The organism is Streptomyces sp. NPDC050147, assembly GCF_040660195.1.
Classification (GTDB): Bacteria; Actinomycetota; Actinomycetes; order Streptomycetales; family Streptomycetaceae; genus Streptomyces.
Window position 1 is genome coordinate 65892 of the sequence record NZ_JBFALJ010000013.1, and the last position, 19938, is coordinate 85829.

Here is a 19938-nt window from a genome sequence, read left to right on the forward strand (position 1 = left end):
GCCATGGCCGAGGACGAGAAGAATCCCGCCCGCGAGGTCATCACGGACTACGCACAAGCCCACTTCCGGTACTTCCGCACCGCTGACGGCACCGTGTACGCGCAGAAGAACGGCCACCCCGTGGCTCGCCCGATCCGCTCCCAGGGCACCACCGGCAGCCACCGCCAGGAACTCATGGTCGGCCTGTTCAAGGACGGACGCGGCGTGTTCAACGGGACCGCGCTGAAGGAGGCGTTGGACTTGATCGAAGCGCTCGCGCTGGACGAGGACGTGCAGCCCGTGCACATCCGCGTCGCGCCCGGATTCGACGGGGCGACGTGGCTGGACCTGGGCCGCAATGACGGACAGTCCATCCGCATCCATCCCACCGGCTGGGACATCCTCACCCCCGACCCGCAGGAAGTCTGCTGGCGGCGTACCCAGCTCACCGGGGAACTGCCCCTGCCCGTCAAGGACACCGACGGCAAGGGCATCGATCTCCTGCTGCGGCTGTGCAACTTCGCCACCGCGGAGACCGAGTGCCTGGCCATCGCCTGGCTCATCGGCTGCCTGGGACCGTCGGTGCCTGTCCCTGCCCCGTTCCTCACCGGCCCTCAAGGGGCGGGCAAGTCCACCGCCGGGCGGATGTTCGTGCGGATCATCGAGGGCATGAGCGGCGACCTTCGGCGCGCGCCGAAGGATGAGGAGAACCTGATCGCGGCGGTCGCGGCTGGGTGGGTCACTGCCCTGGACAACCTCTCCCACATGACGCCGGACCTGTCCGACGCCATGTGCTGCATCGTCACCGGAGCCGAGAGCGTCAAGCGCGCCCTGTTCACCGATGGGGACGTGGTGCGTGCCCGCTACCGCCGCCCGCTGCTGCTGACCGGAATCGACGTGGGCGTCATCCGGCCCGACCTCGCCGAACGGCTCCTGCCACTACGCCTGGAACGCCCCCGCGTGAGGCGTACCGAGGCGGAACTGTGGGCGGAATACGCGGAGGTCCTGCCGGTCGTTCTCGGCTCGCTCCTGGACCTCGCGGTCAAGGTCCGCGCGGCCGACGCGGAGACCCCTACCGATCTGCGGATGGCCGACTTCGCGCACCTGTGCGCGCAGTTCGACGCCGCGACCGGCCTTGGGGCGCTCCCCGCGTACCGGGCCAGCCTGGACGACCTCAACGACGACGTCATCGAGGGCGATCTGCTCGCACAGACCGTCCTCAGGCACGCCGACACCCTCGCTCCGGGCGCAGAGCAGCGCATGACGTCCACCGAGTGGCTGCACCTCCTCAGCGGCCTCTACAGCAGCGACGAAGTACGGCCCCTGCCCAAGGGGTGGCCGACCACCGGCAAGGTCCTCTCCGACCGCCTCAAGCGCCTCCAGCCCACCCTCGCCGCCCGTGGTGTCCTCATCGACTCGGGACGCACCAGCACGGGCCGCTACCTCGAAATGACCCGCCTGCCCGCCCCTCCCCCGCCCGAGCAGAAGCGGGTGTTCTGACCCGCACCCCCGCGCTCGGACAAGCAAGAGGAGCACCCGCGGCACGGGGTGCTCCTCTTGCTGTTCGGCGGACGCCGCCCAAAGGTCGCGCCGCGAAGCGGCTCCTTCTTCACGCTTGAAGCGGCACCGCACCACAACAGACACCCTCTTCTTTTGTCCTAAGAGGGAAGACGCTGCGTCATCTGCGTCACGCGGACGGAAAAACGCCCCCTGACCTGCGGCACAAGCCATGACGCAGACACCGGGCGCTCCGTCATCCTGCGTCATCTACGTCATGGGCTGCGTCACGGATGACGCGGCCCATGCCGCACAGATGACGCACCCCCTGACTGTGGCGTCAAGCAAAACCGCAGGTCAGAAGCTCGAATGTCGCTGATGACGCAATGACGCAGAAATCCGCACCTCGGACACACACCGGCTCTCGACAACGCCTGCGACCAACCTTCGCAGGCCCCACCACCCCGCTCTCACATAGAGGAGTCGCACCGTGGCCCGCCCCCAGATGCTCAAACTCCCCGAAGTCCTCAACGAGATCGACATGAGCCGCGCCGCCTTCTACCGCATGCGCGCACGCGGCAACGCCCCTCGCCTCCAGAAGCTCCCCAACGGGCACCTACGCGTCAGCCGTGCCGACCTCGACGCCTGGTGGCAGACCTGCGAGCAACGCGCAGCCTGACGCCGCTTCGCCTTCTGGCCCGCCCCGGGCCTCCGGGGCGGGCCCCATTCATCTTGGAGAAACATGCTCACGTACGACGTTCGGATCTGGGCCGTGCGGCAGCGCAAGGACCGTAAGCAAGCCTCAGCAGAGCTTCGTTGGAAGACGGGCGACACTCCGCACTCTCAGACGTTCCAGACCAAGACGCTGGCCGACGGCCGCCGCGCCGAACTTCTCCGCGCGGTGCACGCGGGCGAGCCGTTCGACGAGGAGACAGGCGCACCGGCCAAGGAACTCCGGGACCGCAACGACGTGAGCTGGTATCAGCACGCCCTCGACTACATGACGATGAAGTGGCCCCACTCCCCCGGCTCGACTCGCCGCACGCTCGCCGAAGCCATGGCCACTGTCGCCCCCGCTCTGGTGAAGGACACCAAGGGCATGGCCGATGCCAGGACGGTCCGCGCAGCGCTGTACGGCTGGGCGTTCAACATGAACCGCCGAGACGAGGAGCCCCCCGCCGACGTGGCGAAGGTGCTCGAATGGTTCGAGCGGAAGTCGCTCCCCACGTCGGCGTTGTCCGACCGGATGCGCGTACGGGCGGCACTGGATGCACTCACCAAGAAGCTGGACGGTACGACGGCCGCCGCGAGCACCATTCGCCGGAAGCGGGCCATCTTCCACAACGCTCTCGGCTACGCGGTCGACGCCGAGCGCCTCCCAGCCAACCCGCTACCCCAGGTGCAGTGGAAGGCACCCGAGCAGGTGGCAGATGAGGTAGACCCTGCCTGTGTGCCGGGACCGCGCCAGGCTGCGGCCCTGCTCGGTGCCGTGCGGGCGCAGGGTCCCCGCGGGCGCCGCATGGTCGCGTTCTTCGGATGCATGTACTTCGCGGCGGCACGACCGGCTGAGGTGATCGGACTCCGCTCGGGTGACTGCGACCTCCCACACCGCGGGTGGGGCACGCTGCGGCTTCGCGAGACGCGCCCTCGCTCGGGGTCCGCCTGGACCGACACGGGCGAGTCGCACGACAGGCGGGGCCTGAAGCACAGGCCACGCAAGGCGGTCCGGGTAGTCCCCATCCCGCCCGACCTGGTCGCGCTACTCCGGTGGCACGTCACGGCGTATGGGGTGGCACCCGACGGTCGCGTGTTCCGAACCCTGCGGGGCGGCATCGTCCAAGACACCGGCTATGGCGAGGTGTGGGCCGAGGCCCGTCGGCGCGCTCTGTCTCCGGTGCAGTACGCGTCGCCGCTCGCCAAGCGCCCCTATGACCTTCGTCACGCCGCTGTGTCGACATGGCTGAGTTCTGGCGTCGAGCCACAGGCGGTCGCGCAGAGAGCGGGACACAGCGTGGCCGTCCTGTTTCGCGTCTACGCGAAGTGCCTGGACGGTGCGGCGGCCACGGCCAACGCTCGGATCGAGGCCGCGTTGAAGGGCCATTAGCCGTGGGGCGCCCCACGGCTGCCCCACACACACTGGTCAGCACGCGAAACAGGGTGAGACACACTGGGGCATTACGCCTAAAGCGGCTCTGTCGACCGATGAAACGACGAGAGGGCCCGTTCCCAGCGTATTCGCTGGTCACGGACCCTCTCGGTCGTGTGGCGGCGCCAGGATTCGAACCTGGGAAGGCTGAGCCGGCAGATTTACAGTCTGCTCCCTTTGGCCGCTCGGGCACACCGCCTGGGATGTTGTTTGGGATCGTCCGCTTTGCGGCGGCGCTCCGTGGCAACGACGTAAACGATACCTGATGGACAGGGGTGCTTCGCCACCCGATTGATCAGCGCCCGGCACGGAGGCGGTGGCTAGGCTTTGCGGATGCGGCCAGGGACCGAAGGCCGTGCACCAGCTGAGTACGCAGACCCCGATACAAGGAGCCACAGGACATGGCCGACTCCAGTTTCGACATCGTCTCGAAGGTCGAGCGGCAGGAGGTCGACAACGCCCTCAACCAGGCCGCCAAGGAGATCTCGCAGCGCTACGACTTCAAGGGCACGGGCGCCTCGATCGCCTGGTCCGGCGAGAAGATCCTGATGGAGGCGAACGGCGAGGAGCGGGTCAAGGCGATCCTCGACATCTTCCAGTCCAAGCTGATCAAGCGCGGCATCTCGCTGAAGTCGCTGGACGCGGGCGAGCCGCAGCTGTCCGGCAAGGAGTACAAGATCTTCGCCTCGATCGAGGAGGGCATCTCCCAGGAGAACGCGAAGAAGGTCGCCAAGATCATCCGTGATGAGGGCCCCAAGGGCGTCAAGGCGCAGGTCCAGGGCGACGAGCTGCGGGTGAGCTCGAAGAGCCGTGACGACCTGCAGACCGTACAGGCGCTGCTCAAGGGGCAGGACTTCGACTTCGCGGTGCAGTTCGTCAACTACCGGTGACTGTCGGCAAGTACGTCGGTAAGTACTGCTGATCGGTAAGTACTGCTGACCGCTCGTCGCTCCTCGCACGAAGCCGTAGGGCGGGCACCCTGTTCGGGTGCCCGCCCTTGCTGCTGGCCGCAGATCGGGGGATCGACGCCTCAGGAGGCGTGGATGGCTCAGCGGCGTGAGTGGCCGAAGAGGATGCGGTAGGCGATGAGCAGGACGAGAGAACCGCCGATGGCCGCCGCCCAGGTCGCGCCGTCGTAGACGTCGGTGGCTATGGGGCGGTCGAGATAGCGGGCGGAGATCCAGCCGCCGATGAAGGCGCCCGCGATGCCGATGACGGTCGTGCCGATGAAGCCACCCGGGTCGCGGCCGGGCAGCAGGACTTTGGCGACGACACCGGCGATCAGCCCAAGAACGATCCAGCTGATGATGCCCATGCGGTGTACCTGCCCCTCTTTGTGCTGTTGCCCTGAAGGACGTCACGGGAGCGGGGCGCGGTTGCGGTCGTAGTGATCAGACTGATGCGGCGTATGCCACACAGGGGCCGCGCCGCGGGCGCGGCACGGCCCGGCAGGTGCGCTAGCGCGTCGCGAACGGCTGGTCCGTACGCACGATGTCGCGGCCGAGCGGCATCAACGACACCGGGATCAGCTTGAAGTTGGCGATGCCCAGCGGGATGCCGATGATCGTGACGCACAGGAGGAAGCCCGTCACGATGTGACCGAGCGCGAGCCACCAGCCCGCCAGGATCAGCCACAGGACGTTCACGATGCAGGACGGCGCGCCCGCGTCGCGACGCTCAACTGTCGTGTATCCGAAGGGCCACAGGGCATAGCGGCCTATACGGAAGCTGGCGACTCCAAAGGGGACTGTCCCTCCACTCTCCGGATACGCACACACGGCCACTGCGTTTCCGTTTCGACGCCTGACCTCCCGATACTGGGTAAGGAGGACCGTGGCGGCCAAGCAACTGGAAAGGCACCGATCATGAAGCTGTTCAGCTTTCTACTCAACCTACTGTGGTTGATCTTCTGCGGGATCTGGATGGCGATCGCGTACACGATTGCCGCGCTGATCTGCTTCGTTTTGATCGTCACCATCCCGTTCGGCATCGCGTCGCTGCGCATCGCGGGCTACGTCCTGTGGCCCTTCGGCCGAACCACGGTGGAGCGACCGGGCGCTGGCGCGCCTTCGTTCATCGGCAACGTGATCTGGGTGATCTTCGCGGGCTGGTGGCTGGCCCTGGGGCACCTGATCACCAGCATCCCTCTGTTCGTGTCCATCGTCGGCATCCCATTCGGCTGGGCGAACCTGAAGCTGATCCCGATCTCGCTCATGCCGCTGGGTCGTGAGGTTGTTCCGACTGATCAGCAGTTCGGCCGCGCCTGAACACGACCGCACCTGGTCTATGGGCCCCTCCTTCTGAGGGGCCCATAGTCGTCATGGTCTGCTGTCGCATGCGCTTGAGAGTCATCGGTTCAGAACGGAAGCTCCGGCGTAGCGGTGCCTCGCGTGATGCTCAAGATCCGTTCGTGGAAGTCGCGCGTGGCTGCCTCGCGGGGGTAGCGGGAGCGGAGTTCCTTGTCTAGCTCGTTGGCCACCAGGAGCAGAGACGGGAGCGACTTCCGATCGGCCTGGAGTGCTGCGGTGCCCATACCTACGGCCTCTTCTATGTCTCCCGTCCGGGCTGCCGAGACTCCCAGGGTGAGGCGCGCTTCCGCCGCTCGCATCGGTGAGATCTCGGTCCCGCTGGGCCCTGTGCTGATGCGGATCACTGACCGGGCGTGGGTGGCGGCGCGCTCGTCATCGCCCAGTAGGCGATAGGCGTCCATCTCGTAGAAGTCCCACTTATCGGGGTCGATGATGAAGTGGTGCTCAGGGTGGTCCGGACGCGGTAGGCGGTCGAGCCTCGCGCGTCCGGCGTCCAGAGAGTCGCGGACCAAGCGGGCGTTGCCCATGCGCGCGGCGGCACGTGCCTTGTGCGCGTAAAGCTGCACGCCGACGGAATGTGTCTGATCTGCGGCATGCCCGGCTTCAACCGCGCTGACCATGTCTTCCCAGCGGCTCTGTGTGAGCGCGAACCACGCTTCGATCTCCCATGCCCACGCCTTGATCTCTCCGTGCCCGGCCTCGTCGCCGATCCGGAGGGCGGCGGCCTTGCTGAGGTTGGCGGCCTCCCGCTGGCCCCGGTCGTATTGGACGCAGGCATTCAGCAGGAAGAGCCATCCGGCGTCAACGAGCAGTTCACGGTGCTGGCGCAGGGTCATCCGGCTTTCGAGCTGCTGGGTGACGTACTGCAAGCCGTTCCGGGTGCGCTGGTGCAGGTAGTCGGCATCGGCGTACGGGTAGGCGCGGGCCAGTTGGTCGATGCCTTGCTCGATCGACTCCAGGGCTGCGCTGTTGATGCTGGACATCTCCGTTCGCCGGAGAAGCTCGGCGACGTCCCACAGGCCTGCGCCGCCTTGCTCCAGCAGCGTGCTCGGGTCCTCGGAGGGGGAGGCGTCAGCCCTCTGTTCCAGCTCCCATGGGCGCGCGGCAAGCCCTGCCAGATGCCCTGGGATGCGCAGTCCGTCCACCACTTCGAGGATCTTGAAGTGCTGCGTGATCCGGGGGCGCACTCCTCTGCCCTCGGTCTCGGGTCTGGCCATCTTGCCGATGTGCTCGCGCTTGTAACCGACGGCCTCTGCGATCTTGGCGTAGCTGATGTTCCCGTGCAGCCTGGCGAGTCTGAAGACCTCACCGAAATCGTGGTTGCCGATCGCTGAGCGCACGTCGGCACGTTCCAGAACATGCGGCGGCAATGCCGCTGGTGTCGGAGCTACTCCGGCCATCTCACTTCCCCATCGTGATTGACCTGACGTTTCTTCGTGTGCCCGTTTCGCGAGTGTACCCACGAGGGGGGTCCCCGAGAGGGGGGAGCGACAGTCGGTACAGGGGGCGCATCCTCGGTCACCCTGCCGAGACCGACTCGGCGGATCTGACCGGGGACGGTGGGCTGCGCGATGAATGCGAGAAGCGTCCAGCGGCGCGAGCAGTTGGCGGAAGGACTCGACGAGATCACTCCGCAGATGGAGGCGGCGCCCGCGAGCGCCGGTCATTTCCGTGCGTTGACGCTCTTCGCCGAGTCCACAGACACGGTGCGCGTCGCACGCGACATGGTGCGGTCCTGTCTTCAGGACTGGGGACTCGGCCACGTGGTTGAGGACGTTCGGCTCGTCGTCTCGGAGCTGGTCGGCAACGTCGTGCATCACGCGGTGCCGGACAGCTGCCTTGCGCGGCCCGGCGGTGATCGACGCGTGGACGTACTCGTGAAGATGTGGCCCAACTGGTTGTTCATCGGCGTCGTTGATGAGGACTCGTCACCGCCGGATCTCCCAGCGGGTGAGTTCCTCTCGCCGGAGCTGGCGGGTGACTTCGCTGAGGCGTTATTGCCGGACCGTGGACGCGGGCTGCTGATCGCTCAGCGGCTGGCTGACGCGGTGTGGTGGTCGCCTGAGGAACTGGGCGGCAAGACGGTGTGGTGTCGCTTCGACCTCGACCGCGTGGCAGACGAGCGGCCGGTGTAGAGCCTCCGCACTCTAAAACTCAAGACCGAGACCGGACCACCCCTGCGCCTGGAAGCTACCGGGGTGGTCCGGCTGAGGGACACGGCGGTCCCCAGTGCCTGATGGTACTGGGGCCGCCGTGCTGCATTTCTGCCCTGTGCCAAGGAAGTTGACGATCCGTTACCTAGGACAGGGCAGAGGTGGGCAAGGTGGCTGGCACGGGTGAGGACGGGCTGAGCGACGGTCTGGACGCCGCGGGCGCAGACAGCGGTCTGTGGGTGTCAGGCGTCGACTACGTGGCGGGCTGGCGCGATTCTCGGGAGGCGGCCGACCGACTCAACCGGGCACTTCTCGGTGCGGGCTTTGAGCTGTCGGAGGCCCGCGCTGTGGCCTCGACGAATGAGGAAGGGAACGGGGTCGTCCGAGTTGCGGTTTGGCCGGACGCTGCAAATCGGCTTGCCGCCCTCTTTGAGGCAGTCGCGGACGGCGACGGAGGTGCGGCATGAGTCGCGTCCTGCCTGGTGAGCGGCGCGTGTGGGCACGTCGCCGGCCGCAGAGACTTTGGGCGGTAGCTGCCATGGGGCGAGTGAACAGGGGGCCTTACGCTCGCCTGGCGAATCGGGCAGGTACTGGACCTGCCCGCTGGTGTGCCCGATGGGCCCCCTGTTCTTCGAGGCTCGCCCCATGGGAGCTGCCTAAAGTTTCGGAGGCCGTCGACCCCCAGCCCCGCGGGCCCCGAACTTGGCCGACCGGTCGACGTCGCTCGACCTCTGACGCGCTGCGGTTCAGGGCGCCGGGCGACCGGCCGGGATCGGCGGCCACGCCGCACGCCCGGCCGGGGCGGCCGGGCTGCCCGGCGCGCCGCAGGCGCGCCCTTGAGGAAGTGAAGAAGGGTTCGACCGATCTGCGGCTCTCAGGCTCGGGTGCGCCGCGCGGGCCCCTTGTCGGCGGTGATCCGGTAGGCGAGTTCGGCACGGTCCGCACCGGTGCGGAGTTCTTCGAGGATCAAGGGGCGGTCGTCGGTGCCGTGCGTGACGCGGGCGATATCCAGGATCGGGGTCGCATCCGGGAGGCGCAGGGTGGTCCGCTCGTCGGGGTGCGGCATGCGGGCGCGGACCGTCTCGGACCACCACAACTTGTGTCCGGCTTGCGCAAGGATCGAGTACGTCTCGGCCGGAGACACCTCGGAAGCTTCAGTCAGAGGCGGCACAGTGTCGGCAACCTCGAACGGGATCAGTGTCCGGTGCATGGCGTGAGCGCCGCTGGTGGGGTCGAACAGCACCCGGTCCCAGCAGACGAGGGCTTCCTCTTCGGCCAGGCCGAGCAGCAGGCCCGTGACCTTCGTGGTGCGAGAGCGAAATTTCTTGACCTCTACGCCCCAGACCACCCCGTCAGACGTCGTGACTACGGCATCGATGCCCCTGTCAGCGCCAGCGGGTGCCGTGACCGCGGCATCGGGCGTCGTGAATTGCCCGTCACGGGCGCGGCTCACCGAGCGTTCGAAGGTGATCACAGGCTGACCCTCGGAGCGCACGAAACTGCCCTTGCCATGCCGAACGGTAACGAGTCCCTCTGCCCTCAAGGCGGCGATGGCATTGCGGACGGTCGGGCGCGAGACCTGATAGCGCTCGATGAGCTGGGCCTCGGAAGGGAGCGGAGCACCGGGCTCGAACTCGCCGGACAGGATCGCCTCTCGAACCGCTGCGGCGACCTGCTGGTAGAGCGCTCCGGGGCGTTGGATCTCCGTCATCTCAGCACCTTCGCGTTGAGGTCGTAGGCACGTCGCACGCGCGACATCACTCGTCAGCATAAGTACTTGACCCCTCGTCGTACAGCGCTCCATAGTCATAACTCGTCAGGACAAGTGACGTCAGGGTGAGACCGACGTCTAGATGGCCAAGGAGGCCGAAGCAATGCAGTCCATTCCTGTGGACACGGCGCGACTGGGCGTACTGCGGTGCGCCATCCCGCCCGAAGCGAAGATCAGCAACCCCGAGACCAAGGAGGTCAAGAGAGACCGCGACGGCAACACGATCTACACCGTGGCCGTCACGGTGCGGCAGGACCGGCGGCGTATCTCCGTGATCGAGATCGCTGTAACCGGCGAGCCGAAGGGCATTGAGGAAGGTCAGATCGTCAAGGTCACCGGCCTGATGGCGTTCGCTTGGGCGATGGGCGACCGGCACGGAATCAGCTTCCGGGCCGACGCGGTCACCCCCGTGCACGGTCCTCCGGCATCGGGCCCGGCCAAGGTTGGGGGCGGTGCGTGATGGGTGCGATCCTGCTCGCCTTCGCGCTGGCCGTGCTGGCGTGGGTGTTCGTCGTCGGTGATCTGCTGCGGCGTAACCGCCCGGCCTGGCACTGGTACGTCACTGGATACCCGGTCACCACGTTCCGGGTGCTGGCGACCTGGCGCAAGGTCGCGATGCTCAACGACCTTGCGATCTCCCGCCGTCCCCCGCGCGGGCTCGTCGGAGACCTGGTGGTCAAGGGTGATCCGCTGCGGCCGGTGGCTCCGCGTATCTCATTTCCGCGTGCTACCCGCATGGGCCTGACCGTGGCTGTGCGGCTGCATGCGGGGCAGACCCCGGCGACGTACATGAAGGCGGCCGACGCGCTCACCCACGCGTGGAAGGTCCACGCGGTGCGGGTCACCTCGCCCGAACGCGGTCTCGTGCTGCTGACCGCTACGGCGAGCGATCCGCTGGCCCGGCCGGGTCTGGCCTCGGCTCCTGCTGCGCTGCTGTCTGCGCTCATCGGCGCACTGGAGAGCGGCGGGGCCTGGGTGATGGACCTGCGGATGGTGCCGCACTGGCTCATTGCCGGGGCCACCCGTTCGGGCAAGTCCACGCTGCTGGCCCGGCTGATCACTCAGCTCGCGCCGCAACCCGTTGCCCTGGTCGGCATCGACTGCAAGGGCGGCATGGAACTGGGCCTGTTCGGCAAGCGGTTGAGCGCGCTCACCACATGCAGGCGGGAGGCGGTCGCCGTGCTGGCGGCGCTCGTCGTCGACATGCAGCAGCGCATGGCCGCTTGCCGGTCGGCTGGGGTCCGCTCGATCTGGGAGCTCCCCGACCTGCTGCGGCCCGTACCAGTCGTGGTGATCGTCGACGAGCTGGCAGAGCTGTACCTCTCCGACGGCACCCGTGAGGGCAAGGCGGAAGCGGACCAGTGCTCGACCCTGCTCCTGCGCCTGGCTCAACTCGGTGCCGCGCTCGGCATGCACCTAGTGGTCGCTGGCCAGCGCGTCGGCTCCGATCTCGGCCCCGGAGTCACCGCACTGCGTGCCCAGCTTGGCGGCCGTATCTGCCACCGGGTCAACGACCCCGGCACGGCAGAGATGACGCTCGGCGATCTCAACAAGGAGGCCGTGGCCGTCGCCCAGTCGATCACTGCGCAGGAACAGGGTGTCGCGGTCTGCACCGGACCGGACGGCGGATGGGGCCGCGCTCGCTCTCATCTCACGCCGACCGAAGAGGCGGTCACGACGGCCATGAAGTACGCGGCCATGACGCCCGAACTGCCCGCCATAGACCGCGCGCTCGCGGCGCTGGAAGGAGACGGCAAGTGATCAGCGAAGGTACAGCGTTCACGTTCTCGGTGATCTTCGGGATCATCACCGTTCTCCTCGTCCGCTCCCGCGACGTACGCGCCTGGGAAGCGGTCTGCGTCGGCCTCTTCGGGATCTACCTCGGGCAGACACCGGTGATCTTCACCATCCACGGCCTCGTCACCTGGCTCATCAACGGCTTCTCCCACCCCTGAGCAGAAAGGACCGAGACATGCCCATGAGCCGCGTGAGGTGCCCGAACTGCAAGGGCGAAGGCGCCCGTAGGACCTGGACCGGAATGCGCCACCGCTGCCGCCTCTGCCGGGGCGCCGGAACCATCCGCTGAGCACGATCCACACCACCTGACCGAGCAAGGAGCGAACCCATGGACGACAGCGCGCCACCACCCATCAACCGTGCCGCTGCGGCGGCCCACCCCGGAAGGTCCCCACCATCACCCCGGAATTCACCCCGGCTGACAGGCGCGCCGCCCTCGACCGCGCGGCGCGCCTGCGTCAGCTCTCCGAAGCAGACCGCGACGCGATACGCATCGCTCAAGATTCCAAGTTCGCCCGCTGGTTAGACCAGATCACCGCCACGGGCGGCTGTGCCCACCCGATCCACCTCTCCGGCTCGACCACCACCCTGGACGCGTCCACTGGCGAGATCCTGCACCACTACGACACCCGAGACGAACCCGGCGAACGGCTCTCCGTACGCTGCCGCAACCGACGCGCAACCGTCTGCGCACCGTGCTCCCGCCTCCATGCCGGAGACACCTTCCACCTCGTGCGCGCGGGCCTCCTCGGCGGGAAGAACGTCCCGGCCACGGTTCGCGACCGCCCCCGGCTCTTCATCACCCTCACCGCCCCGTCCTTCGGGCCTGTGCACCGGACCGGGGAACGCTGCCGCCCTCGCCGCGCCGGAGGAGAGTGCGAGCACGGACGCCCCCTCGGCTGTGGCGCTGCCCATGACGCGGACGACCGATTCGTTGGCCAACCCCTGTGCGCCAACTGCTACGACTACCCGGCACACGCTCTCTGGCACGCACACGCGGGCAAGCTCTGGGACCGGTTCGTCATCGGTGTACGCCGACACCTCGCCTCCGCGGCGGGCCTTGTGCAGTCATGCTTCCCGGATCACGCGCGGCTGTCCTTCGCCCGTGTTGCCGAGTATCAGAAGCGTGCCGCAGTCCACGTCCATGCGGTCGTGCGCCTCGACGGCCCGGCCGGCCCCGACGACGAACCCCCGGTCTGGGGCACGGCCGATCGTCTGGCCGACGCTGTGCGCGCCTCCGCGAGTCGGGTCCTGGTCCGCACCCCCTACAGCCCCGCCATCGGTGAACTCGCCCTGCACTGGGGCATCCAGGTCGACACCCGCCCGCTGCACTCCGACGGCACCGGACCGGATGACGACGCTGTAGCCGCCTACGTCGCGAAGTACGTAACCAAGGGAGCCAGTGAGACGGGAGCTGGTACCGATCACCGCATCTCAGCGTGGGACGACATAGGCATGGTCCCGGTGACAAACCACGTCCGGACTCTCATGCTGACCTGCTGGCGCCTCGGCGGTCTCTCCGAGTACGAGTCTCTACGCCTGCGAGCCTGGGCCCACACCCTGGGCTACCGGGGCCACATCCTTACCAAGTCCCGTGCCTACTCGACCACTTACGCGGCACTGCGCGCCGACCGGGCCGAACACGTGGGCAACAAAACAATGCCGGGCGTGGTCGCCGACGCCCGCTGGCGTTACGTCGGCTCCGGCCACACTCCAGGAGCCGCGCTCATCGCGGCAGGAATCGCAGAGGATCTAAAGACAATCTGTGAGAGCGCGCGCGAGGCATTGGCAGATCGAGGTGGACGTGATGGCTGAGACCAAAGTCATCTGGACCCCCGACAAGAGGCTGTCACCCGCAGAGCGCACGAGACTTCTGAGAATCCTGTTCGGATCACACTCACATCGCAAATCTCACGGAAGAACCGACGCAGGGTCAAATAGCGACGATACAATCAGAATTGACAAAAACGCCCCGGCAGCGGCTGCAACCGCCCCGGGGCTGGCCGACTGACTAGGAGTCGACATGTCCAAGGGAAGCACATCCCTGCCGTCAGTTAGTACCCCGACCGGCAACAAGACGGCCTTACGCACGCTGCGTGCGGTGTCCTACCTGCGCGTTTCCACAGAGGAACAGAAGCGGGGGTACGGCGTAGCCAGGCAGGCCACCAAGACCAACCGTCACATCGCATGCAAGGAATGGGAGCACGTCGACACCTACAAGGACGAAGGAGTATCCGGGTCCTTGGAGGCGGGCGAGCGAGGCGACCTGAAGAGGTTGATGGCCGACGCGCTGAAGGAACCTCGCCCCTTCGACATCGTCGTCGTGACGGACGGTCGCGCGATCGGGCGCAAGGGGCGCGCCTTCTGGCGCTGGGTCTGGGCGTTGGAAGACATCGGGGTCTTCGTCGCGGTGGTGGCCGATGACTACGACAACACCACTGCGGAGGGGCGCAAGAAGATGCGCCGCGATGCCGACTATGCCGAGACTGAGTGGGAAACCATCAGAGACCGCACTCAGGGCGGCTTGCAGGAGAAGGCAGAACTGATCGAGTCTGCGCACATCGGCGGTCCTCCCCCGTTCGGCTATTACGTCGAAGGCAAAGGAACTCCTGAGTCTCACCTCGCGGTCAACGAGGTCGAAGCGAAGGTCATTCGCCATGTGTATAGCCTGGTGGTCGGCGAAGGCCTGAACCTTCGAAAGGCGGCAATCCGCCTGAACTCTGAAGGGACCAAGACACGCAAGGGGCGTGCATGGAATATCGCCAACCTGCGTGACCGAGTCCTTTCGACCGCTGTCCTGGATAGCGAGACGGTATTTCGGGGTGCTCATGCACAGACCGACGAAAACGGTGACCCCGTGTGGGGCGAGACGGTGAGGATCAAGCTCCCTCGCATTCTGACACCCGAAGAGAGCACCGAACTACGGCGCAAGGCTGCGGAGAGAGGCCGTCACAGCGGCGCTAGGCGAGAGTTCTATCCGCTGAGTGCACGAATCACCGGCCTCTGCCAGAAGCCGTATACGGGAATCAGCTATGCGTCACAGCAAGGTGCGCGGTACTACCGATGCAGCGGCAAGGCGCCCCGAAACCTTGGCGACGATCTGTGCGAGTGCTCAGCCATCGACGCTGACGCGATCGAAGCCCACGTCTGGGAAGAGGTCACGAAGATGGCCAGTGACAGCGAGAAGCTCGAACAGCTCGCTGCCGAATGGATCGGTCTCAAGGAGGCAGACACCGTTGCCCTGATGGACCGGATCGAGGGCCTCGACCGACAGATCGATGAGGTGAACGCGTCGATCACGGCTGTGACGTTGGCAGCCGCGAAACGGACCAAGTCTGCCGATGCCATCACGGCCGCTACAGCAACCCTGGACACGGAACTCGAACAACTCCAGGAACTACGCGAAGAGGCCTCTCTGTGGCTCGCAGAGATCGAAGAGTCGAACCAGCGCGCACGTGCGCTTCGCGCTCTCGCCAAGAACGCTCAGGAAACCTTCCCCGGCATGGGGCCAGTGGAGCAAGCAGACGTCCTGTCGATGCTTGAGCTGAAGGTAACGATCACGGGGCCGGTGCCTGAGCGCCGTCACTGCGGCGTGCCCTGCCCTGTCCGCGCTTGGTACAAGGGTGCCGAACTCGGCGTGCCTGCTCGCCCTCTCTCCGATGGCGAGTGGGCCAGGGTCGCAGCGCTGCTGCCGAAGGGACGTAGTGGCGCCACCAGGCGGTCTGTGAACGCCATCATCCAAAAGGCGCGTACGGGCAAGTCGTGGGTCATGGTCCGTGAGGAAACCGGCGCGTCGGCCATGGCATCGCGCCACTTCGGGACATGGGTGGCCGATGGCACGTGGGCGCGAGTGGAAGCGGCTCTGAGGGACGTGGATCGCCTTCCTCTACCCGAGCCCAATCTCTTGCCCTCGATGACTATCGAAGGGCGGATCGACCCGAGTGCAATGCGGAGCGCAGAAGAACTATCCCGAAGGGGATTCCGATGACCGTGATGCACAAGAGCACCCCGGCCAGGAGATAGCCGAGGAACATCCAGAAGCCGCACAGGACGAGCCAAATGACGTTCAGGATTGTCTTCACTGTTGGCGACCTGCCATCTGCTCGAGCCGGGCAATGCGCTCCGCCATCGGCGGATGCGTGGAGAACATCTTGGACATGCCCTGCCCCGGACGGAAAGGGTTCGCAATCATCATGTGACTCGCCGTCTCAAGGCGTGGCTCGGGCGGCAGCGGAAGCTGCTTCGTCCCCGCGTCGAGCTTGCGCAGGGCGCTCGCGAGGGCCAGTGGGTCACCGGTGAGCTGCGCGCCGGACGCGTCCGCCTCGTACTCCCTGGAGCGGCTGATCGCGAGCTGGATGACGGAGGCGGCCAGCGGGCCCAGGAGCATGATCAGGAGCATGCCGAAGATGCCGGGGCCTTCGTTGTCGTTCGACCTGCCGATCGGGATCAGCCAGGCGAAGTTGACGAGGAACATGATCACCGAGGCGAGCGCGCCGGCGACCGAGGAGATCAAGATGTCGCGGTTGTAGACGTGGCTGAGTTCGTGGCCGATGACGCCCCGCAGCTCGCGCTGGTCCAGGAGGCGCAGGATGCCGTCGGTGCAGCACACCGCCGCGTTGCGCGGGTTGCGGCCGGTCGCGAAGGCGTTCGGGGCCTCGGTGGGCGAGATGTAGAGCCGGGGCATGGGCTGGCGGGCCTGGGTGGAGAGCTCGCGGACCATGCGGTACAGCTCGGGGGCCTCGAACTCGCTCACCGGGCGCGCGCGCATGGCGCGCAGGGCGAGCTTGTCGCTGTTCCAGTAGGCGTACGCGTTGGTGCCGAGCGCCACGAAGAGCGCGACGATCAAGCCCGTACGTCCGAAGAAACTGCCGATGACGAGGATGAGAGCGGACAGTCCCCCGAGGAGTACGGCGGTCTTCAGCCCGTTGTGCCGGCGGTGCACGGTACGCCCTCCTGTGGTGCGTGGGGGAACCCTCTGTCTGCTGGTGCTTCCACTCTTCAGTGGACCCTCCCGTACTGGTCAACGCCAGGCGGGGAGCACTAGTTCCCTTGTGCGCGCCGGAGCGGCGCAGGAGCGGCGTGGGCCGCTCGGGTGATGGCCGAGCGGCCCACGGAGATGGGGGCGTGTCAGAAAAGGGAGAAGGACGCCTGTCAGAAGAGGCCGGTGTCGGAGAACCTCAGGACGAGTTGCGGCGCTCCGGAGAGCGCGATGCCGAGGATCGCGGTGAGGGCGATGGCCGCCGTCAGGGGGGCCGGGACGCGGTGCTTGACCGGCTCGCCCTCGGGGGCGCGGAACAGCAGCGCGGTCCACTGGAGGTAGTAGAAGAGCGCGATCACCACGTTCACGGCCATCACCACGGCGAGCCAGCCGAGGCCCGCGTCGACCGCCGCCGAGAAGACGGTGACCTTCGCGAAGAGGCCGATGATGCCCGGCGGCAGGCCCGCGAGGCAGAGCAGGAAGAAGCCGAGCACCAGGGCCGCGAGGGGACTCCTGGCGTACAGGCCCCGGTAGTCGCTGACGCGGTTCAGGCGCTGCGTGCGGCCTACGAGCGCGGCGACGGCGAAGGCCCCGAGGTTCACGGCCGCGTACATCAGGGCGTACGCGATGGTGGAGCCGACGGCCTTCTCGGCCTCGGCGGGGTTGTCGGCGTATCCGGCGGCGGCGATCGGCACCAGGAGGTATCCCGCCTGGCCGACCGAGGACCAGGCGAGCAGGCGTACCGCGCTGTACGCGCGCGTGGCCTGCTGCCGCAGCGCGGCCACGTTGCCCGCGGTCATGGTGAGGGCGGCGAGCACGGCCAGGGCCGGGCCCCACACGTCCGCGTACGAGGGGAAGGCGACGACGGTGACGAGGATCAGGCCGGTGAAGCCGACCGCCTTGCCGACGACGGAGAGGTACGCGGCGACCGGCAGCGGCGCGCCCACGTAGGTGTCGGGCACCCAGAAGTGGAAGGGCACGGCGGCCACCTTGAAGGCGAAGCCGACGAGGGTGAGGGCGACGCCGGTCTGGGCGAGTGTGTCCAGCTGCCCGTCGACGTGCTGGAGCTCTTCGGCGATCTCCGTGAGGTGCAGGGTGCCGGTCGCGGCGTACACGAAGCTGACGCCCATCAGCGTCACGGCGGTCGCGGTGACGGAGGAGAGGAAGAACTTCAGGGCCGCTTCGGAGGACCGTCTGTCGCCGTGCCTGAGGCCGACGAGCGCGAAGGCGGGAAGGGAGGCCACTTCCAGGGCGACGATGAGCGTGGCGAGGTCGCGCGAGGCGGGCAGCAGCGCGGCCCCCGCGGCGGAGGAGAGCAGCAGGAACCAGAACTCCCCTTCGGGGAGTTCCTTGTCGGTGCCGTTCGCGTCCTTGAGCGCGCTCATCGAGAGCAGAGCGGCCAGCAAGGCGCCGCCGATGACGAGCAGTTGGATGACGAGCGTGAAGCGGTCGGCGGTGTAGCTGCAGGCCTCGGCGCCGCCGGTCAGGCAGAAGGTCGACCGGTCGTCGTTCAGGATCGGCAGGAGGGAGAGCCCGGCGACGGCGAGTCCCGCCACGGAGATCCAGCCGAGCAGCGCCTTCTTCTTGTCGCCCACGAAGAGGTCGGCGACGAGCACGAGGAGACCGACGACCGCCGCGATGGTGGGCGGAGCGATCGCGAGCCAGTCGACGGACTGGACGACGCCGGCGGCGCTTTCGGCGGCCACGGTCACGACTTGCCTCCTGAGAGGAGCTGCTGCACGGCCGGGTCGGTGAGGCCGAGCAGAGCGGCGGGCCAGAGTCCGGCGAGGACGGTGAGGACGACGAGCGGGGTCCAGGCGGCGAACTCATAGCCCTGGACGTCGGCGAACACCGGGGATTCGGTCTTGTCGGCGCCCTGGGGCCCCTGAGCCACCGGGCCCATGCAGACGCGGCGTACGACGATGAGCATGTACGCGGCGGTGAGCAGGGTGCCGAACGCGGCGATCGCCATGAAGGTGAGGAAGGCCGGGCGGCTGAGGCCGTCGGCGGGCTTGAACGCGCCGAACAGGGCGAGCATTTCGCCCCAGAATCCGGCGAGGCCCGGAAGTCCGAGCGAGGCGACGGCGCCGAAGGCGAGGAGACCGCCGAGGCGGGGCGCCTTGCCGTAGAGCGCGGCGCCCGACTCCTGGGCGAGTGTGTCGAGGTCGCTGGTGCCGGTGCGGTCCTTCAGCGCGCCGACGAGGAAGAACAGCAGGCCGGTGATGAGGCCGTGCGCGATGTTGGCGAACAGCGCGCCGTTCACGCCGGTCGGGCTCATCGTCGAGATGCCGAGGAGCACGAAGCCCATGTGGCCCACGGACGAGTACGCGATGAGGCGCTTGAGGTCGCCCTTCGCGCCCTGCTTGGCGAGGGCGAGGCAGGCCAGCGATCCGTAGATGATCCCGACGACGGCGAAGGCCGCGAGGTACGGCGCGAAGGTCTGCATTCCGTCGGGCGTGATCGGCAGCAGGATCCGGACGAATCCGTACGTGCCCATCTTCAGCAGCACGCCGGCCAGCAGGACCGAGCCGACGGTGGGCGCGGCGGTGTGCGCGTCCGGCAGCCAGCTGTGCAGCGGCCACATCGGCGTCTTGACCGCGAGCCCGATCCCGATCGCCAGAACGGCGATGACCTGCACGGATGTGCTCAGCGCCGGGTCGTTGTCAGTGGCGAGTGCCACCATGTCGAATGTGCCGGACTTGAGGCCGATGAGGAGGAGGCCGAGCAGCATCACGACGGAGCCGAGCAGCGTGTAGAGGATGAACTTCCAGGCCGCTTGCGTACGCCCGGCGCCGCCCCAGCGGGCGATGAGGAAGTACATCGGGATGAGGACCATCTCGAACGCGAGGAAGAACAGCAGCAGATCGAGGACGGCGAAGGTCGCGAGGGTGCCGGACTCGAGCACGAGGATCAGTGCGACGAATGCCTTGGGAGACGGGCCCGTCGGCATTTTGAAGTAGGAGTACAGCGCGCAGAGGAAGGTCAGCAGCGCGGTCAGGACCAGGAGGGGGAGCGAGATGCCGTCGATGCCGAGGTGGATGCGCACGTCGAGTGCGGGGATCCAGCTGATATCGGTCGTGGCCTGCATCTTTGACGGGTGGTCATGGTCGAAGGCGAGCGCGAGGACGATCGCTGCGATGAGGACCGCGCCGGTCACGACCATGCCGTGGCGGAGCACCGCCTGGTCGGGCGACTTCCCTTTCAGTCCGGGCGGGGCCGGGAGCAGGGCTGCCACGGCGCCGATGAGCGGGCCGACCACGATCAACGCGAGAAGAAGCTGCATCACGGATTCACTGATATCGATCACG

The 19938-nt window shown here is 67.3% G+C and carries 18 protein-coding genes, 1 tRNA gene and 2 pseudogenes; 12 read left to right on the forward strand and 9 right to left on the reverse strand.

Going from position 1 to position 19938, the window contains the following annotated elements:
* Positions 1-3 precede the first annotated feature (3 nt).
* The 3 genes from AB0I94_RS21035 (at position 4) to AB0I94_RS21045 (ending at position 3580) form a co-directional block, all read left to right on the forward strand.
* Entirely contained in the window at positions 4-1479 is a 1476-nt protein-coding gene (locus AB0I94_RS21035) for an ATP-binding protein (protein WP_363311088.1), read from the forward strand.
* A gap of 487 nt (positions 1480-1966) precedes the next feature.
* Positions 1967-2155, forward strand: a complete 189-nt coding sequence (locus AB0I94_RS21040) for a helix-turn-helix domain-containing protein (RefSeq protein ID WP_363311089.1) — start codon at positions 1967-1969, stop codon at positions 2153-2155.
* A 63-nt stretch (positions 2156-2218) separates the two neighbouring features.
* Positions 2219-3580 (forward strand): site-specific integrase, encoded by a 1362-nt coding sequence (locus AB0I94_RS21045; protein ID WP_363311090.1) that lies wholly within the window; start codon positions 2219-2221, stop codon positions 3578-3580.
* A 159-nt stretch (positions 3581-3739) separates the two neighbouring features.
* On the opposite strand, the gene AB0I94_RS21050 is transcribed toward AB0I94_RS21045, so the two are convergent.
* Positions 3740-3821: transfer RNA gene (locus AB0I94_RS21050), tRNA-Tyr, on the reverse strand.
* 202 nt (positions 3822-4023) lie between these two features.
* Here AB0I94_RS21050 and AB0I94_RS21055 point away from each other — a divergent pair.
* Complete coding sequence (locus tag AB0I94_RS21055) at positions 4024-4512, forward strand: YajQ family cyclic di-GMP-binding protein (RefSeq protein ID WP_363311091.1); 489 nt, start codon at positions 4024-4026, stop codon at positions 4510-4512.
* A 158-nt stretch (positions 4513-4670) separates the two neighbouring features.
* On the opposite strand, the gene AB0I94_RS21060 is transcribed toward AB0I94_RS21055, so the two are convergent.
* Both AB0I94_RS21060 and AB0I94_RS21065 read right to left on the reverse strand, forming a co-directional pair.
* The gene (locus tag AB0I94_RS21060) at positions 4671-4937 is read right to left on the reverse strand and encodes a GlsB/YeaQ/YmgE family stress response membrane protein (RefSeq protein WP_363311092.1); all 267 of its coding nucleotides are present in this window, start codon (positions 4935-4937) and stop codon (positions 4671-4673) included.
* A gap of 142 nt (positions 4938-5079) precedes the next feature.
* Positions 5080-5370, reverse strand: a pseudogene (locus AB0I94_RS21065) (YccF domain-containing protein); the annotation flags it as partial.
* Positions 5371-5487: 117 nt separating this feature from the next.
* Here AB0I94_RS21065 and AB0I94_RS21070 point away from each other — a divergent pair.
* Complete coding sequence (locus AB0I94_RS21070; protein ID WP_363311093.1) at positions 5488-5889, forward strand: YccF domain-containing protein; 402 nt, start codon at positions 5488-5490, stop codon at positions 5887-5889.
* Positions 5890-5978: 89 nt separating this feature from the next.
* Here AB0I94_RS21070 and AB0I94_RS21075 read toward each other — a convergent pair whose 3' ends face one another.
* The gene (locus tag AB0I94_RS21075; protein ID WP_363311094.1) at positions 5979-7271 is read right to left on the reverse strand and encodes a tetratricopeptide repeat protein; all 1293 of its coding nucleotides are present in this window, start codon (positions 7269-7271) and stop codon (positions 5979-5981) included.
* 297 nt (positions 7272-7568) lie between these two features.
* On the opposite strand from AB0I94_RS21075, the gene AB0I94_RS21080 reads away from it, so the two are divergent.
* Positions 7569-8066, forward strand: a complete 498-nt coding sequence (locus AB0I94_RS21080; protein ID WP_363311224.1) for an ATP-binding protein — start codon at positions 7569-7571, stop codon at positions 8064-8066.
* A gap of 188 nt (positions 8067-8254) precedes the next feature.
* A complete protein-coding gene (locus AB0I94_RS21085) occupies positions 8255-8551 on the forward strand; it encodes a hypothetical protein (protein WP_363311095.1) in 297 nt (98 codons plus the stop codon).
* 407 nt (positions 8552-8958) lie between these two features.
* Here AB0I94_RS21085 and AB0I94_RS21090 read toward each other — a convergent pair whose 3' ends face one another.
* Positions 8959-9795: a GntR family transcriptional regulator gene (locus tag AB0I94_RS21090; protein WP_363311096.1), complete on the reverse strand. Its 837-nt coding sequence runs from the start codon at positions 9793-9795 to the stop codon at positions 8959-8961.
* 163 nt (positions 9796-9958) lie between these two features.
* Between AB0I94_RS21090 and AB0I94_RS21095 the strand changes: the two genes are divergently transcribed.
* From AB0I94_RS21095 to AB0I94_RS21115, 5 genes are all read left to right on the forward strand, one after another.
* Complete coding sequence (locus AB0I94_RS21095; RefSeq protein ID WP_363311097.1) at positions 9959-10315, forward strand: hypothetical protein; 357 nt, start codon at positions 9959-9961, stop codon at positions 10313-10315.
* The gene (locus AB0I94_RS21100) at positions 10315-11616 is read left to right on the forward strand and encodes an FtsK/SpoIIIE domain-containing protein (protein WP_363311225.1); all 1302 of its coding nucleotides are present in this window, start codon (positions 10315-10317) and stop codon (positions 11614-11616) included. The genes AB0I94_RS21095 and AB0I94_RS21100 overlap by 1 nt, the downstream gene beginning before the upstream one ends.
* Entirely contained in the window at positions 11613-11810 is a 198-nt protein-coding gene (locus AB0I94_RS21105; protein ID WP_363311098.1) for a hypothetical protein, read from the forward strand. The genes AB0I94_RS21100 and AB0I94_RS21105 overlap by 4 nt, the downstream gene beginning before the upstream one ends.
* Positions 11811-12105: 295 nt before the next feature.
* Positions 12106-13467, forward strand: coding sequence for a replication initiator (locus AB0I94_RS21110; RefSeq protein ID WP_363311226.1), 1362 nt, complete (start codon positions 12106-12108; stop codon positions 13465-13467).
* 208 nt (positions 13468-13675) lie between these two features.
* Entirely contained in the window at positions 13676-15640 is a 1965-nt protein-coding gene (locus AB0I94_RS21115; RefSeq protein ID WP_363311099.1) for a recombinase family protein, read from the forward strand.
* On the opposite strand, the pseudogene AB0I94_RS21120 reads toward AB0I94_RS21115, so the two are convergent.
* The 4 genes and pseudogenes from AB0I94_RS21120 to AB0I94_RS21135 form a co-directional block, all read right to left on the reverse strand.
* Positions 15618-15734, reverse strand: a pseudogene (locus AB0I94_RS21120) (YccF domain-containing protein); the annotation flags it as partial. The gene AB0I94_RS21115 and the pseudogene AB0I94_RS21120 sit on opposite strands and share 23 nt — an antisense overlap.
* Positions 15731-16594, reverse strand: coding sequence for a zinc metalloprotease HtpX (gene htpX, locus AB0I94_RS21125; RefSeq protein ID WP_363311100.1), 864 nt, complete (start codon positions 16592-16594; stop codon positions 15731-15733). The gene htpX and the pseudogene AB0I94_RS21120, both read right to left, overlap by 4 nt.
* A gap of 209 nt (positions 16595-16803) precedes the next feature.
* Complete coding sequence (locus AB0I94_RS21130) at positions 16804-18342, reverse strand: NADH-quinone oxidoreductase subunit N (RefSeq protein ID WP_363311101.1); 1539 nt, start codon at positions 18340-18342, stop codon at positions 16804-16806.
* Positions 18339-19937: an NADH-quinone oxidoreductase subunit M gene (locus AB0I94_RS21135; RefSeq protein ID WP_363311102.1), complete on the reverse strand. Its 1599-nt coding sequence runs from the start codon at positions 19935-19937 to the stop codon at positions 18339-18341. The genes AB0I94_RS21130 and AB0I94_RS21135 overlap by 4 nt, the downstream gene beginning before the upstream one ends.
* Between the last annotated feature and the right edge of the window lies 1 nt (position 19938).

Coding starts and splice junctions, on each gene's coding strand:
- AB0I94_RS21095 (WP_363311097.1), top strand. CDS start 9,959: ATGCAGTCCATTCCTGTGGACACGGCGCGACTGGGCGTACTGCGGTGC.
- AB0I94_RS21060 (WP_363311092.1), bottom strand. CDS start 4,937: ATGGGCATCATCAGCTGGATCGTTCTTGGGCTGATCGCCGGTGTCGTC.
- AB0I94_RS21100 (WP_363311225.1), top strand. CDS start 10,315: ATGGGTGCGATCCTGCTCGCCTTCGCGCTGGCCGTGCTGGCGTGGGTG.
- AB0I94_RS21115 (WP_363311099.1), top strand. CDS start 13,676: ATGTCCAAGGGAAGCACATCCCTGCCGTCAGTTAGTACCCCGACCGGC.
- AB0I94_RS21080 (WP_363311224.1), top strand. CDS start 7,569: ATGGAGGCGGCGCCCGCGAGCGCCGGTCATTTCCGTGCGTTGACGCTC.
- AB0I94_RS21045 (WP_363311090.1), top strand. CDS start 2,219: ATGCTCACGTACGACGTTCGGATCTGGGCCGTGCGGCAGCGCAAGGAC.
- AB0I94_RS21055 (WP_363311091.1), top strand. CDS start 4,024: ATGGCCGACTCCAGTTTCGACATCGTCTCGAAGGTCGAGCGGCAGGAG.
- AB0I94_RS21090 (WP_363311096.1), bottom strand. CDS start 9,795: ATGACGGAGATCCAACGCCCCGGAGCGCTCTACCAGCAGGTCGCCGCA.
- AB0I94_RS21070 (WP_363311093.1), top strand. CDS start 5,488: ATGAAGCTGTTCAGCTTTCTACTCAACCTACTGTGGTTGATCTTCTGC.
- AB0I94_RS21035 (WP_363311088.1), top strand. CDS start 4: ATGGCCGAGGACGAGAAGAATCCCGCCCGCGAGGTCATCACGGACTAC.